This window comes from Flavobacterium poyangense (assembly GCF_011751075.1).
GTDB classification, from domain to species: Bacteria; Bacteroidota; Bacteroidia; order Flavobacteriales; family Flavobacteriaceae; genus Flavobacterium; species Flavobacterium poyangense.
This window is the reverse complement of sequence record NZ_JAALLN010000020.1, coordinates 57567-74722: the sequence shown is the minus strand read 5'-3', so window position 1 is coordinate 74722 and position 17156 is coordinate 57567. Positions and strand designations below refer to the sequence as shown.

Annotated in this window: 8 protein-coding genes; 1 reads left to right on the top strand and 7 read right to left on the bottom strand. The window is 36.6% G+C overall.

The features are described 5' to 3' along the window. The 6 genes from G3A47_RS20145 to rpsF form a co-directional block, all read right to left on the bottom strand. Positions 1-6893, bottom strand: a 6893-nt coding sequence (locus G3A47_RS20145; RefSeq protein ID WP_166925676.1) for an immunoglobulin domain-containing protein, incomplete at its 3' end; no start/stop codon positions are given. A gap of 1265 nt (positions 6894-8158) precedes the next feature. After that, positions 8159-8632: a DUF6495 family protein gene (locus G3A47_RS20140; protein ID WP_166925674.1), complete on the bottom strand. Its 474-nt coding sequence runs from the start codon at positions 8630-8632 to the stop codon at positions 8159-8161. A 108-nt stretch (positions 8633-8740) separates the two neighbouring features. Continuing rightward, on the bottom strand, positions 8741-11938 hold the full coding sequence (locus tag G3A47_RS20135) for a TonB-dependent receptor (protein ID WP_166925672.1): 3198 nt from the start codon (positions 11936-11938) through the stop codon (positions 8741-8743). Between the two features lie 99 nt (positions 11939-12037). After that, complete coding sequence (gene rplI, locus G3A47_RS20130; protein ID WP_166925670.1) at positions 12038-12478, bottom strand: 50S ribosomal protein L9; 441 nt, start codon at positions 12476-12478, stop codon at positions 12038-12040. Positions 12479-12547: 69 nt separating this feature from the next. Beyond that, positions 12548-12844: a 30S ribosomal protein S18 gene (gene rpsR, locus G3A47_RS20125; protein ID WP_002987043.1), complete on the bottom strand. Its 297-nt coding sequence runs from the start codon at positions 12842-12844 to the stop codon at positions 12548-12550. A 5-nt stretch (positions 12845-12849) separates the two neighbouring features. Then, positions 12850-13191, bottom strand: coding sequence for a 30S ribosomal protein S6 (gene rpsF, locus G3A47_RS20120; protein WP_007810575.1), 342 nt, complete (start codon positions 13189-13191; stop codon positions 12850-12852). A gap of 178 nt (positions 13192-13369) precedes the next feature. On the opposite strand from rpsF, the gene G3A47_RS20115 reads away from it, so the two are divergent. After that, a complete protein-coding gene (locus G3A47_RS20115) occupies positions 13370-14068 on the top strand; it encodes a LytR/AlgR family response regulator transcription factor (RefSeq protein WP_026729423.1) in 699 nt (232 codons plus the stop codon). A 336-nt stretch (positions 14069-14404) separates the two neighbouring features. Here the strand turns inward: G3A47_RS20115 and priA are convergent, their stop codons facing one another. Beyond that, positions 14405-16855, bottom strand: a complete 2451-nt coding sequence (priA, locus tag G3A47_RS20110) for a replication restart helicase PriA (RefSeq protein WP_166925668.1) — start codon at positions 16853-16855, stop codon at positions 14405-14407. Positions 16856-17156 lie beyond the last annotated feature (301 nt).

Below are 17156 nucleotides of genomic sequence, written 5' to 3'. Positions count from 1 at the left end.
GGTGTACCCGGATCGGTTACGCTAATGGTAACTTGTAATCTCTCTGTACTTTGACAACCTGTGGTAGCATCTAACAAGGCAGCATAATAAGTACCGCTAGTCAAAGGTGTGGTCGGTGCAATTGCTGTTCCTCCTGTTACTACACTGTACCAAACCACATTAGCCTGATTGGTTTGAATGCTCGCAAATGTTGGTGCATTTACCAAACAAAAATCTTGTGTCGTATCTGTCGTTGTTGGTGTACCCGGATCGGTTACGCTAATGGTAACTTGTAATCTCTCTGTACTTTGACAACCTGTGGTAGCATCTAACAAGGCAGCATAATAAGTACCGCTAGTTAAAGGGGTAGTCGGTGCAATAGCGGTTCCTCCTGTTACTACACTATACCAAACTACATTAGCCTGATTGGTTTGAATGCTCGCAAATGTTGGTGCATTTACCAAACAAAAATCTTGTGTCGTATCTGTCGTTGTTGGTGTACCCGGATCGGTTACGCTAATGGTAACTTGTAATCTCTCTGTACTTTGGCAACCTGTGGTAGCATCTAACAAAGCAGCATAATAAACACCACTTGTTAAAAGGGTAGTCGGTGCAATAGCGGTTCCTCCTGTTACTACACTATACCAAACCACATTAGTCTGATTGGTTTGAATACTAGCAAACGTTGGTGCATTTACCAAACAGAAATCTTGCGTAGTGTCTGTCGTTGTTGGTGTACCAGGATCGGTTACGCTTATTGTTACCTGTAAACGAACTGAACTTTCACAACTATTTAAATCATCTAAAACTGCTCCGTAATAAGTCCCACTGGTTAAAGCGGTTGTAGGTACAATGGCAGTTCCACCGGTTGCTACATTGTACCAAACTACATTGCTTTCATTTACCTGAATACTGGCAAAAGTTGGCGCATTAATCAAACAGAAATCCTGTGTCGTATCTGTTGTAGTTGGTGTATTAGGATCAATTATAACGATAGTAGCAGTCTGAAGTGTACCTGCAATATTTTCACAGGTTCCATTGCTGGAAACAGCTACATAATAGGTAATTGGACTTATCGCTTTTGTCAGACCAGTTGCTGTTAAAACACCTGTACCACTTATGGCATAAGTTACCCCACCAATATTAGCTCCATTTGTTATAGGCTGCGTTTTATTCGCATCCAAATACCAGGTAAATATCGGATTTGTTAATGTTGGTGCCGTTGGTGTTAAAGATGCCGGTACGTTATGACATACTGATGTTCCGTCAACCAAAATATCAGTCTTGATAGAAGGTGGCAGTATCGTAAATGTGATTTGTTTTCTATCTGGCTCTGCAGTTTCACAAAATTCAACTGAACTAACTCCCACATAATAGGTATACGTTCCCGGTGTCAAACCATTTACAATTAATTGAGAAGTTGTTTCTCCCGCAATCAACTGACTTGTTGTTCCATCAAAACGATACCAATAGTAGATTGGAGTTGTTAATACCGGAGTACCACTTAAGCCAGTTGCTAAAGTTATTGTTCCCGTTGGAGAACAAATAGCTGTAACTGCTCCTCCATTTAAAGTGATATTGTTTAAAGCATTTACCGGGCTAGAAGCTTTAACCTCAACGGTTACTTCTCCTCTGGTAAAAACTTCACAATCATATCTTACAGGCTGTATATAATATTTATAAATTCCAGCTGTCAAAGTAGTCGGAATGGTATAAGAAATACCGGTGGCAACGACATTGCCCCCTGTTGGTGCGTCATACCATTTATACGTTGCACAGGCTTCTTCGGGTATCTGGAGCGTGACCGTTGCTCCGGGACAGACCGTGACCTTATTATTTATATCTCCCCCTATTACTTTCGTATTGGCTACTCTATCTACACTATGAACTCTTAAGTTATCTAATACTCCCGCAACTCCGCCTAAACGAATTCTAACTCTATCGTAAGGTTCCGGTTGCGAATTTACAAGAACCATTGCCATTGAACCACCTGACAGCAATTTCAAACTTAACAAGGTGCTTGTATTGTCAATTGGAGTTCCAACCGCAACATTTCCTAAATAACGTTGAACAGTAAATCCGGTAAGCAAGTTAAGTGCCAAAATAGTTCCCGGTTTTGAAATCACTATTCTTAAGGTGTCATTCACTATGGACGGAGTTTTAAATGCTACAGTTAAATCAGCCGCAGCAAGTGCCCCAACACCGCTGTACATAGTAGCAAAAGTGCTAATATCACCATCTGCTACATTCCACGCATCGCTAACTCCTACTGTAGCAGTCAAAGCTCCTACTCCTAAATCTACTGCTCCATAATAAATGTCCTGAATATCTCCCGGTGTACAAGTTACCGTAGATACTGATCTTGTATAATATGCATCAAATACTTTTGTACTTTGAGCTACACTTACAAGTGATGCCGACTGAATTTTTATTCCATCGTAATCTTGTGGCCCGGAGCCATCGCCAGGAACGAAAGTAAATTCGAAAGCACTGTCTCCTGACAATAAGTTCAACAACGCCCCTGAAACTGGTTGAAAAGTTCCTATATTAACTCCGTTTTTAGTACCGATTACAGATAAATTTTGCCCTAAAGCTACTGCGCTGTATTCAGATCCTAACTTAACCGTTACCGGAGTTCCTTTTACAATATTGGCTGGCCATTTTAAATCTTGCCAGGTTGTTCCAATGCCTAAAAGTCCTATTCCTGTTGTAATGGTAGAATAAGTTTGCGGATTTCCGTCAACGGCATTTGCACCGTTTGATACTCCTCCGGTTATAATTGAACCTGAAGTTTGAGTAGTCGCATATACGCGCTCTGTTAATGACTGACAATTATTTAGATCAATAACATTGATAGAAACAGTTCCTGTTCTGGAACAATTTGCATTAGTTGCTACTACTGTATAGGTGTAGATTCCCGGTGTATTTAATACCCCTGTTTCATATGGTGGCCCTCCTACAGCATTCCCCTGTGGATCAAACCAAGTCAAGGTTCCGTCTGATGTTGCATTTAAAGCTACATTACTGCCAACATTTACAGAGATAGAAGGCGTTACAATCAAAGTTGGTAACGGATTAACCGTAACTGTTACCGTTTGTTTCGCCGAAGGACAAGTATCACTATTAAGCTGTGCCTGAATAGAGTAAACTCCACTTAAACTTATATTTGCTGCCGCATCTGCCGTTATGATTGCATTTGAAGGATCATAAAAAGTATAAGTGGTGTTGCCTGTTGTATCAAAACCAACTATGGCGTCTTTCAGATTAACACTTCCACATCCTTGTAATGGAACTGCTATTAATGTTAAAGCTGTTGTTGTTGGATAAGTAACAGTTACTTCTTTTAATGATCCTGCCTCATTTTCACAATGAGTTGCATTAGTAACCGAAACAAAATAAGAATATGGTGATCCACCGGCAATTAATCCGCTAACGCTCAAAGCATAAGTAGTTGGATTAATATCGTAAACTTCACCTCCCGGGCCAGTACCTCCATCTAGTACCGGAAGTGTTTTGGCCTGATCTCTGTAATATTTAAATTGTGCTCCTGCCAAAGCTGATGTTGGAGCTAAAGTCACTTCTCCTGTACAAGAAGCTTCAACTGGACTTGCAATCGTAATATCTGTCGCTGTTGCGAATGGAGATACAGTAACCGTAATTGGTTCACGAACCGAATTGATACAAGCGCCGCGGGTTGCTTCCAGATAATAAGTTGTCGAAGCTGTTAAAGCCGGTGTTGTATAAGTTGCTAAAGCAGAAAGCTCTGTTCCTCCAATTGCAGCATCAAACCATTTATAGGTTTCACCTGTAGCGGTTGTACTGGCGGTTAAAGTAGCGGTTTGCCCACTACAAATAGGTGCAGAAGCTCCTGTAATAGTTGCATTTTTATATCGGAATGATGCATCGTAAACATTCAGACTGGTTAATAAAGTAGCAACTCCATTTAATTGAATCTGAACACTGGTAAATGCACCACCGGCTGCAAAACTCGCTTTAAAACGATTGCCTCCCAATAACTGGATATCCAATATAGCGCTGATATTTACCTGATCACTATTAGGAACACCGGAATTAAAACTTCTTAAGCTTATATTCGAAAGCGCACTAATATCCAGAAGTCCGGTAGGAACTCCTAATTCAACATCTATTATATCTCCAGTCTGACCGGCAGTATTAAAAGTTAATGTTTGCTCAATATGATCTCCCAATAAACCTACAGGAATTGAAAGCGTCGAAGCTGTAGCCACATTCCCGTCAGAAGCCAATCCGGCATTACTGGAGCTACATAACAAACAGTTTGTTGTTCCTCCCTGAGTAATATTCTGCGAAACAGCTTGCAAACAACTACTGATAGAAGAGCTTACAACAACATTGATTGGTGTTCTTGTACTACTTACACAATCAGTTAATGTATTTCTTGCACTTACATAATAGGTAGTGTTTGATGTTAGAACCGGTGTTACATAAGTAGGAGTAGCACTCGCTAACAATGTTCCATTTGTTGCTGCATCGTACCAATTAAATGTAACATTTGGTTCAGGGCTGGATACTTGTAAAGTAACGCTTTGCCCCGACTGAATAACCACATTAGAAGATGCAGCTATAGGTGCCGCCGGTAATGGACTTACGGTAACATCTACTTGTGTTCTCAAAGCGCTAATACAACTGTTAATCCCTGCTTCTACATAATAACTGGTATTAGCTGTAAGATTTCCGGTTGTAAAGGAATTTCCGGTAAACACTAAATTTCCGGAAGAAGCCGCATCATACCATCTGTAAATTGTGCCAAGCACAGGAGCCTGAATATTTATTGTGGTGGTCTGCCCGCTACAAATATTTGCCGGTGATGCCACAACTAAAGGTGCAATTGGATTATCAATTAAGACCTGTATAGGAGAGCGCTCGCTATTTACACATCCGTTTCTGGTTATCTCTATAAAATTAGTTATAGCCGAAGTTAAAGCCGGAGTAGTATACGTTGCTGTACTGGCTAATAAATTTCCTCCGGTCGCAGCATCAAACCATTTAATGGTTTCACCAACAGCAAGACCAGCCGTTAAAGTTGTAGATTGTCCACTACAAATAGTCTGATTACCTACCACGGTTGGAACTTTATATCGGTACGCTGCCTGATAAATATTTACGCTGGTTACAAGGGTAGCCAAACCACCTAATCGAACCTCGACGCGATCAAAGTTGGCACCGGCAGTTACACTTGCTCTAAATTTATTTCCTCCTAATAATTGTATACTTACTATATTATTAATCGAAATTCTGTCGTTATTATAAGTAGCCCCATTATAGGTAGCCAAACTAATATAATTTAATAAGGATAAATCAAGAATCCCACTTGGTAATTCCAGATCGACATCGATAATATCTCCTGTTTTTCCCGGATTATTAAACTGAAGTGTTTGTTGTACCCATCCGTTTACTAAGCCAACAGGAACGGTTAATTGTGCCGCTGTATTGGCATTACCGTCAACAGAATTATTTTGATTTGATGATGTACACAATAAACAAAGTCCGTTTAAATTAGTAACCTGGCTATTAGCTTCCAGACAAGTTCCCGGAGGAGTACTTATCACGGTTACTACTACAGGCACTCTGGTACTGCTCACACAATTACCTGCAGCGCTTTGTGCTTCTGCATAAAAGGTTTTAGATGCTGTTAAAATAGGCGTTGTGAATAATGGAGAATTACTGGCCAGAACGGTTCCCCCTGTGGCCACATCATACCAATTTATTGTAGCCCCGGGATCTGAACTTGTCGCACTTAATATGGCGTTCTGTCCTGTTTGTATTGTTACACTTTGCGTTAAAACTATCGGAATTGCCGGAACCGCAGTTGATACAACATCAACCTGAGTTCTTGTCGGACTTAAACAAACCCCAATAACTGCTTCTACGTAGAAACTAGTAGTGCCCACCGAAACGGTTGGGCTGATGCTGTTTCCTGAACCTAATAGTGTTCCTCCACTCGCTGCGGAGTACCAATTATAAGTAGTACCCGGAATCGGATTTACTACCGATAATGTAGTTTGTTGTGTAGCCCCCGTAGAGCAAATTGCAGTTCCGGTTGTACTAATTACCGGAGCCACAGGAGTTGCGACATTTACAACGACGGGTACCCGTTCATTACTTTCACAACCTACGGCTCTTGTTACTCCAATATAATAAGTTGTACTGGTGGTTAAGCTTGGGGTTGTATAAGAATTTCCTGTTACCAGAGCGGTTGTTGAAGTAGCAGAATCATACCATGCCAAAGAAGTTCCTGCAGAAGGAACTGCTGTAAGTGTAGTAGAATTTCCTGAACAGACAGTCTGAGTTAAACCTCCTGTTACAGTTGGTTTTGCAAACTCTAAACGAATATCGTAAATTCTTAAATTAACTAATGCACTTACAGCACCTCCTAACTGAATTTGTAACTGATTGGCATCATTTGTCAATGTAAATCTCAATATCCCGGTCGTATTTCCGGGTAGTAAACTTAAATTAAGCAACGGACTATCCATCGCTACACTTGATCCCGCATTAGTACCATTCAACTTAGCCTGAAGCGTACCCGTAGATAATAACCCTAAACTGAGTAAGCCGCTGCCGTTACCAATGTAAAGAACAATTTGATCACCGGCTTTAGCAGTTTGGTTCAAAACCAAAGTTTCCTGGACCGAACACAAAATTCCTACTACCGTATTCATAGTAGTAAAAGTCGTTAAGCCCGGATCATTGTCATAAGCCGCTGTAGGATTTGTTATACTTGAGCCAACACATACACCGGAAACACTATTGGTTTGTGATACCGGTCTACAAAAAGTTTGCGCAAATGTTTTATTGCTCAAAAACAATAAAAGTAACAGTCCCAACAATCTCTTCATAAAATGAAGATCATAAAAAGTAAAATTCTTTTTCATAACTTGGAAGATTAGAAAATGGACAATAAAATACCTCTTGCGATAAGTACGTATACTTAGGCAATTCAAAAAACGCTAATAATCAACTGATTAAAACAAAGTCTAAAATATTAACAATTAAGACTTTAACTGTACTTCTTTAAAAAAAATAATGCAATAATTATGTATAAATAAAATATGCTACAGAGCACTTCTTATTCCGTCTGAATAAGAAAATAAGCTCAAATTTTTTTGGAATACTGACCTGAATCAAGCTTCCCTACGAAATGATTTGTTGTAGTGTTAATTTTCAAAAATGAAAATTACAAGTCTGGGAGAATTGGGGAATTCTATAAAATATATGGTATGCTTCAATAGTTATAAAAAGAGGATTAGGCTTTCTATGAACTTCTTTATTTTAGAGTTGCCTCTAAAAAATTGAATACATTAATTTTAATTAAAAATATCTTTTCAACTAAAGAAATATAATTAGCATTAAACTGCTAATTCACAAACCGCAGACTGGGGTTTGAAAATACAAAATTGACGTAACAAGAAATTTTTTGGAAAAAGTTTACAATCAAATCAAAATTAAGTCTGATAGGTGTCTTAATTTTAATTCCGTAAATAGAGAGTAAAGCTATACTAGTAAAAACACCAAATGTAAACTCGATAAAGAAAGTAAATGTCAATTCCATAAGCAGACTAATTTAAGTTATTACTAAAATCTTCAAATTTAAAATCCTGCAAAAAAAACATAAAATTGTAATCCGGATCCTTATTTAATGACGTAATCAGATTACTTACTATTTAAAGGTATTTTTGAAAAAGTACAAAAAAGTCATTTTGTTTAACTTTCACTACCTAAAATTATAAAAAAGTAAAATATAAAACAACTATCAAATTCTTAGTTTTTTATTCTAAAAGTATATCTTTGGACGCAAAAAAGTCCAAAATAGTATATAAATAGGTAGTTTATGAATCAAAATAGACTTCTTTGAATCGCAAAAAAAAACAAAATAGTTTGCAAAAAAAATAAAAAGAAAGTAAAGTACTACAAAATAATGTCGTCTACTGATCAAAATAATGGTTGAAATGCATATTTGAAAAGTAAAACTTACATTTTGAAGCCAAAATGCATACGATTAAAGATTTCGCAAAAAAACGCGTAGAAATACGGGGTCAAAAAAAATAAAAAGATTAAACAAAAGTTAAAAAAATAAAAAAAGATGAATAATTTAACATAAATCATTCATCTTCTTCTTATTACAGCTGCTTCTAAATTGTTAAGACTCTATAATAGTATTGATTTGTTTAAACAATTGTCCGTCACTTAAAAAAGAACCTTGTTGGATTAATTCAAAAATAGAAGCGTTTCTGTCTTCTGTAAATACCTTTTTTCCAACCTTCATTTCAATGTTGTCTGTAAACATATTGTCACTCAACCATTGTAGTCCTTCTTTCGTCAGAAAATCAATTTCAGGAACCAATGCTTTTAAAACTATTGACTGTACGTGAGTATCAAAACATTGAAACAAAAAGATATGGTTTCTTGAAAAATGCTCCAAAAATTCAGCTCTGGACAAAACACCTTCCCAGATTAAATCTGAAAAAACATCTAATTCCTGTTCTGCAACTTCCGGCCTGTTTTCTTTAATAGAATCCCACTCTGCTTTATCAATAGCCTGCGTCGCCAAAAAGTTTGAAAATTCTGCGTGTAACTCGTCAAATTGTTCTTTTGTTAATCTTGCGTATTTCATTATTATTCTTTCAAATTAAACCTCTCTAAACGGCTTTCTAAACGTTTATATTTTTAAACAAAAAAGCCCCCTCAATTGAGGGGGCAAATTTACAACATCTTTATCCGATTAGAAAATATATCGAACACCAAATTGCATTTGCCACCTGGAGTTCAGACTGGCATCGTAACTAAATGTTTTGGTCTGCGTATTGGTAAAAGTATAGGTTGGCGTATTTCCAACAACCGCAACTCCAATTGGCTGAACACTTGTTGGCACCTGAACCACTCCCCAATCTGAATTAAGTAAATTTCCAACATTCAAAATATCAATGCTGAACTGGATCGTATTCCTTTTTTCTGAAGCAGATGAAAATTTGAAATTGTAATCCTGTAAAATTTTCATATCCCATTTTCCTCTCCAAGGCGAAATAGCTCCATAACGCTCCGCATACTCCCCTCTTCTGTCTCTTAAATATTTATCCTGCTCAATAAATTTATCAAAAGCAGCTCCTTGTGCGGCTCCTCCTGTAAATGTCATTTGGCTAATTTCGGCAGTCGTCGGGATATAAATTAAATCATTTACGCCCGAACCGTCATTATTGATATCTCCTCCATACGTATAACTAAAACGACCTCCTCTGGCATATTCGAAGAGAGTCGAAATTGTCGTAGCCCATTTATCGTGTCCGTACTTCCATTTTTTTGAAGCCACACCAACAAAACGGTTATTATCTCCATATTTAGAATTAGAAAGCACATCTTTATTTACATTTCCTAAGGCCGGATTAAAGTTGAATGCATCACCTGTGATCTCTGCTTCTATAGAATTCACATCTTTAGACACTAAATAATTATAGGCTAAACTCGCATAAAAACCATTTTCAAAAGTTTTCTGAAGCTTAATCGAACTATTAAAAGCAAAACCTTTATTAGAATTCCCCATCACATAAGCATTATTTGTTCCTTTATCAGTAGCCTTATAAATCAATCTATTGTCTACTCCTCCCAAAATTCCGGTTGGATCTTTTAAGCCCCAGTTTTGCACGTGAACTCCATTGATATCTTTATTATAAGACATATCAAGCGTTAAAATATAATTGTCTTTAAATTTGTGATCATATCCTATACTGGTTCTCCAAACTTGCGGCCATTTGTAATCAGGATCCATTATTTGAAAAAAGCCGTCATCAGCACCGCTTACCTGATTTCCCAACCAAACAAAAGGAATTCTTCCCGTAAAAACTCCCGATCCGCCACGAAGCTGAGAGGTTGCATTTCCGTTGACATCCCAGTTGAAACCAACTCTTGGCGACCATAAAATCTTATTACTAGGCAAATTTGTAGAAATTAACGGTGTGACTTCCCCGTTTGACGGATCATAATATTTGATATTATAATCTCTTCCCGCTCCACCGTTATCCGTATCTATATATTTCTGAATCAGATCCGCCGTATTAAAATACAAAGGTTTATCTGCTCTTATCCCTATCGACAATTTAAAATTATCCGTGATACTCCAATCATCCTGCGCATAAAAAGCCCATTGTCCGACGTTTAATTCTGCCAGTTTCCAACCATGATCTTCACCTGCTTTAAAATTTCCTTTAGAATTGTACGTGTCTAGCGCATATTGCATATTTTGAGCAATAATACTCGTAGCATATGGTTTTGCGGCATCGTTTAAGAAATCCTGAGTTGAAAAATAAGGAGTAAAGAAAGTCCCCGCATACCCATTTGGATTACCAAAATTATCATAGCCAGCTAAATTAAAAGAATTCTCAAAATTGAATTTTTCAAAAGAAGTCCCAAAAGTAAACACATGATCACCATTAGTATACGTTAAATTATCCGTAATCTGAATTACTCTCTGCTTAAGTGTGTTGTTAATAGAAAAAGGCTCATGACCTGCAATTATATAATTGGATCCCGATCCGTCCTGAATATTAATAACCGGAGCAGGTGATGAAAACGGATCTCTGAAGTCATTAAAATAAGTATAACCCGCCTGAAGCTTATTAGAAACAGATTCGCTGAATTTTGAGTTTACTTCCAATAAAAAGGAACTCAACTTATTGTTTATCTGATAGCCCGCATTCTGAAATTGAAGAATCGAAGCGTTTGGCCCTCTAAACCCTAAAGCTGTCGGGTGTGCCGGTTTGTCTTTTGAAGCATCAAGGAAATTATAAATAAGCGCCAATTTATGATTGTCATTTATATTCCAGTCCAGTTTAATAATTCCTTTTGTTGAATTAGATTCATGAACAAATCCCTGATACGCTCCCGGATTGTAGTTAAAACTATTACCATTTGCATCTTTCAATCCCATTAAAGCATTGGATACAGCAATTAAATCTGATTCTAAAACTCTGGATTCATTGATTCCGGTTACACCATCATTATTATTAGCAACAAAGTTAGATCCTAAATCGCTTCTTTTATCAATTTCAAAATTCCCGAAAATGAATAATTTATCTTTAATAATAGGAGCTCCCAAACTAAATCCGGCCTGGGTTTGTTCTAAAGAAGGTACAAATATTTTTTCTCCTTTAATTTTACTGCCTGTAAAATCCTGATTTCTGTAAAAAACATAAGCCGTACCATGAAATTCATTACTTCCCGATTTGGTAACCGCATTTACAGAAGCTCCCGTAAAACCGGACAAGGTCACATCATAAGGAGCCGTCGCTACCTGAATCTGATCGATTGCGTCTAATGAAATAGGCTGAGCACTCGTTTGCCCCCCAGGAGTGGCTGCATCAAGTCCAAAAGGATTATTAAAAATAGCTCCGTTTAAAGAATAATTATTGTACTGATCGTTTCGACCTCCAAAGGATCCACCGCTGGCGGTTGGTTCCAAACGAGTAAAATCTTCAGCTGATCTTGAAATGGTAGGCAAGGCGGTTAACTCTCTTCTGCCAATTGTAGTTTCAGCTCCTGTTCTCCCACTTTGAAAAACTTTATTTTTAGACACTACTTTCACTTCTTCCAAAGCCTGGCTTTCGCTCGCTAAAAGAACATCTAAATTAAATACTTTTCCCAGATCGAGATAAACATCATTATACTCCTGATTCTGATAGCCGATAAAAGTCACCGTAATTTTATAAGGACCACCAATTCTCATGTTCAGAATATTAAATCTTCCGTCTTCATTAGACAAAGAAGAGTATTTTGAACCCGTCGGAGTATGAATCGCCAGGATAGTCGCTCCCGGCAGCAGTTCGTTGGTTGAACTTTTCACAATCCCTTTAATACTCGATGTTGTGGTTTGCCCCATACTACCAGTAAGACCAAAAACACATAATAATAATGCAAAGATTTTTTTCATTTTCTTGGTTTTGAGTGAGTTATTATCTCAAAAATAACCAAAAAAAAATCACTCCGAAGAGTGATTTTTATATTTTATTAACAAAAAGTTAACGGTATGTTATTTCTCTGCAATAATTTCGTACGCTAATTCAACGATAACATCTCTGTGTAAACGGATGCTAGCTGTATATTTTCCGATACGTTTTACGATACCACTAGTGATGAATTTTCTATCAATAGCGTTACCAGATTTCTCTAATGCTTCAGCAATATCGATGTTTGTGATAGAACCAAAAAGTTTCTCTCCACCAGCTTTAGCAGTAAGTTTAATCTCAAGAGCTTTTAAAGTTTCAGCTAACGCTTTTGCATCAGCAACAACTTTAGCTTCTTTGTGAGCTCTTTGTTTTAAGTTCTCAGCTAATACTTTTTTAGCAGAAGGTGTAGCTAAAATAGCAAATCCCTGAGGAATTAAAAAGTTACGTCCGTAACCTGGTTTTACAGATACTACATCATCTTTAAATCCTAAGTTTTGTACGTCTTGTTTTAAAATAAGTTCCATGTTGTTGTCCTTAATTTTTAGAAGTTAGGTTCCGTTTAACGGGAAACCAACAACTGAGTTTTTTTTTAATTATTTTAATAAATCGGCCACGTATGGCATTAAAGCTAAATGACGAGCTCTTTTTACAGCTACAGACACTTTTCTTTGGTATTTTAATGAAGTTCCTGTTAAACGACGTGGAAGAATTTTTCCTTGCTCGTTAACGAATTTCAATAAGAAATCAGCATCTTTATAATCGATATATTTGATTCCAGATTTTTTGAAACGACAGTACTTTTTAGTTTTGTTAGTTTCAATGTTTAAAGGCGTTAAATATCTGATATCTCCGTCTTTTTTTCCTTTTGCAGATTGCTCTATTGTAGACATAATAATTAAGCTTTAGTAGATTTTAATTTTGCTCTTCTTCTTTCCGCCCATGAAATAGCATGCTTGTCTAAACTTACAGTTAAGAAACGCATAACTCTTTCGTCACGTCTAAATTCAGTTTCAAAAGCAATTAGAACTTCTCCAGCTACTTTGAATTCGAATAAGTGATAAAAACCACTTTTTTTGTTTTGGATTTCGTAAGCCATTTTTTTAAGACCCCAATCCTCTTTCGATACCATTTCAGCTCCTCTACTAGTAAGAAATTCTTCAAATTTCGTTACTGTTTCCTTCACCTGAACCTCAGACAAAACGGGATTTAAAATGAAAACAGTTTCATAATGATTCATAAATACAATATTTATTTGTTAAAAATTGGCTGCAAAAGTAATCATTCTATTTATATATCCAACACTTTTTTACATTTATTCGTTGTAAAACAAAAAATAAAGCCTAATTTTAGTTTTTTAACCAAAAATATAATATATTTACTATTGCTATCCTGAATTTATTCTAAATTTAAATGTTATGAAACTAAACTGTGTTGTTGTAGATGATAGTTCTATACAAAGGACAATTATTGCTAAACTAGTCAATAATCATCCGGGTTTACATTTAATCGGTGATTTTTCGAACGCAATTGAAGCCAAAAGTTGTATCTCTCTAAATAATATAGATTTAATATTTCTTGATATTGAAATGCCTGTTATTAATGGTTTTGACTTCCTTGACGGACTAAAATCCAAACCGCAAATTATATTTATTACTTCTAAAGCCGAATACGCTTTAAAAGCCTTTGACTATGATGCGACCGATTATCTTCAGAAACCTATTGCTGTAGACCGTTTTAATGCTTCCGTAAAAAGAGCCATTGACATGCATCTGCTTAAAAAAGAAGTAAAAGAAGAAGAAGGCGAACATATTTTCATTAAAAGTAACCTTAAGAAACTTAAAATTTTTACTGCAAAAATCAAATGGATTGAAGCTTTTGGAGATTACGTAAGAGTAGTTACCGAAGACGACAGTAATCTGGTACTTTCTACAATGAAATCTTTTGAAAATGATTTATCAAAAGACAAATTTATTCGCGTACACAAGTCCTATATTATTAATATCGATAAAGTAGAACGATTTAACAGCAAATTTGCAGAAATCGGAATTACAAAAATTCCTTTAAGTCGAAACAAAAAAGAAGATCTGGTAAAGGCTCTTTCTACTTCTTCTTAGCTTGAAACTATTTACTCACCCCTATTTTAATACCGATTATAGGGGCAGTTTTTGGACGCGGATAACGCGGATTCACCTTGTGAAAACGCGGATAAAAACGGATTCTTTATTCCTTTTGCTACTTTATTACTTTGCATCTTAATCCCTTTGTAACTTATTCCAAACTATCTGCAATGTTCCAGTTTTCGTATTGATTATTGAGACCCAGTCATATTGGAGCGGCTATTTGGGCGCGGATAACACGAGTTCACTTTGTGAAAACGCGGATAAAAACGGATTTTTTTTATTCCTATATACCTTTGTCCCTTTGCACCTTTGTTTCTTTGCACCCTTATTTCAATAAAAATCCACGTTTATCGTCACTTTTATAGATCGGTATTGCGCAACGGCTTCAAAACTATTAAGCATTTTCTGGATCGTTTTTTTGGTAGTCCCTAAGGGCAGATTTTGCGGGATTTTAATTAAGATCGTTCTTATGTACTCATTTCTTATCCTGTTTATTGCAGGCTCCTCAGGGCCAAGTACCGGCATATTCAAGTTTTGACTTAAAACCTGATACAACCACATTGAACCTTCTTTGAGCTTATCAAAATCACGATGCTTCAAAGTCAGTTTGATAATTCTAAAATAGGGCGGATATTTATAGATCTGACGATCGTATAATTGCTCCTTGTACATACCTATATAATTATTGGTTGTTACCTGCTGAATTGTATTATGGTTTGGATTATAGGTCTGAATAACCACTTTTCCTTGTTTCTCTGCTCTTCCGGCCCTACCCGCCACCTGAGTCATCATCTGAAAACTACGCTCGAAAGCCCTGAAATCAGGATGATGCAACATATTATCGGCATTCATAATTCCAACCAGGCTCACATTGTCAAAATCTAAACCTTTGGCCAGCATTTGAGTTCCTACCAAAATATCTACTTCTCTGTTTTTAAACGTATCAATAATTTTTTCAAAACCAAATTTACCACGGGTTGTATCCTGATCCATTCTTCCGATTTTGGCCTTCGGAAAAAGAACTCCTAATTCTTGTTCGATTTGTTCGGTACCAAAACCTTTTGTGGTCAGATCAATACTCGAACAGGCATGACAATGTGTAGGTTTGGCAATCGAATACCCACAATAATGACAGCGCAACTGATTTTTATGTTTGTGAAATGTAAGACTCACATCGCACTGTTGGCAATGCGGAACGTGTCCACAAGTAAGACATTCTATTACAGGCGAATATCCGCGTCTGTTTTGAAACAAAATTACCTGTTCGCCCAACATTAAGGCTTCCGCTATCTCTTCAATCAGAAGATCACTAAAATGCCCCGTCATTCTTTTTCTGAAATGCTTGTCTTTTAAATCAACCAGAACAATTTCCGGCATTCGAACATTATTGTAACGCTCGGTAAGTGACACCAAACCGTATTTTTGGCTTTGCGTATTAAAATAGGTTTCTATACTTGGCGTTGCAGATCCCAACAAGACTTTCGCTTTATGAAAATTAGCCAATACAACAGCCGAATCTCTGGCGTGAAATCGCGGCGCAGGATCTGTTTGTTTAAAAGTCTGCTCGTGCTCTTCGTCTACAATTAAAAAACCTAAATTAGTAAACGGCAGAAACAAAGCCGACCTCGCGCCTATTACAATCTGTGCTTTAGCTGCATTCTCCAGTACCTGCTTCCAAACCTCAACTCTTTCATTATTATTATACTTAGAATGAAAAACGGCAATTTTATCCCCAAAATGAAATCTCAAACGAGAAACCAACTGAGTGGTAAGGGCGATTTCAGGTAGCAAATACAAAACCTGTTTTCCCAGTTCTAAATATTCCTCAATTAATTTTATATAAATTTCGGTTTTACCGCTTGAGGTTACACCGTGAAGCAGACAAACGTCTTTCTCTGCAAAATTTTCTTTAATCCCGGTAAAGGCTTTTTCCTGAACTTCACTTAATTGCAATTGATTTTCAGAAGCTTTTCCTTGATAATTAATACGATCCTGTTGCAGAAAATATTCTTCGAAAATCTCTTTTTCAATTAATGCTTTCACAACAGTTGATGAGGATTGTGAAGCTTCAACAATTTTCTTAACCGTAACCGGTTTCTTTTCTGAAGCGGTTAACTGAAAATAAGTCAACACAATTTCTTTTTGCTTGTTTGCATTTTTCAGCACTTCCAACAACTGTCCCAAACCTTCGTCTGTCTCGTACTTGCTGTGCAATTTTACATAGCGAATCAGTTTCGGTTTGTATCCTTCTTTAATTTCTTCTTCTAAAGCAATGATGTTTTTATCGATCATTTTTTGAAGAACCGGAAAAATACTTTTTTTATTTAAAATCGAAATGATATCCTGAACCTTTAAAGAACTCTGTTGCTGTAAAGCTTCATAAATCAAAAACTCCTCGTCAGAAAGTTCGTTTTGATTTACTAAAACATCTGTTTTATACGAAATAACCGTCTCACTTTCTAACAATAATCCGCTCGGAAATGCTCCTCGGTAAACATCACCGATACCACACATATAATAGTCCGCAACCCAAAGCCAGTGTTTGATCTGCGTTTCTGTAGCAATAGGTTTTTCATCTAAAATCTGATGAATTTCTTTGGCCTCATACAAAGTCGGCGCATTTTCATGAACATCAAGAACTAATGCCGTATACACCTTGCTTTTACCAAAAGGCACCGCCACCCTCATTCCTTTTTTAATAAAATGAAATTCAGCCTCAGAAACCCGGTACGTAAAGGTTTTTGCTAAGGAAAGCGGTAAAATAACTTCAATAAAATACATCGATTTTTTTATGATTTCAGAACAATTACAGATTTAACTGCTCTATGCAACTTTAATTTTTCTAACAACAAACAACTCCAACAAACAGATACACCCTTTATTATCGGTAATCCATTGGAGAATGTTTCATTTCATCTGAATTTAAGAGAGCTCATTCAATTCAAATTATTCTTTAACACATAGAAACATAGCTTTTGCAAACGAAAAAAAGGCGTTTCACTTCTTTAAAATTTCAATTGTCAGTCTGAGCGAAATCGAAGACCTCATAGCCTTGCCACACAATACAAATATGCTTCTTTTG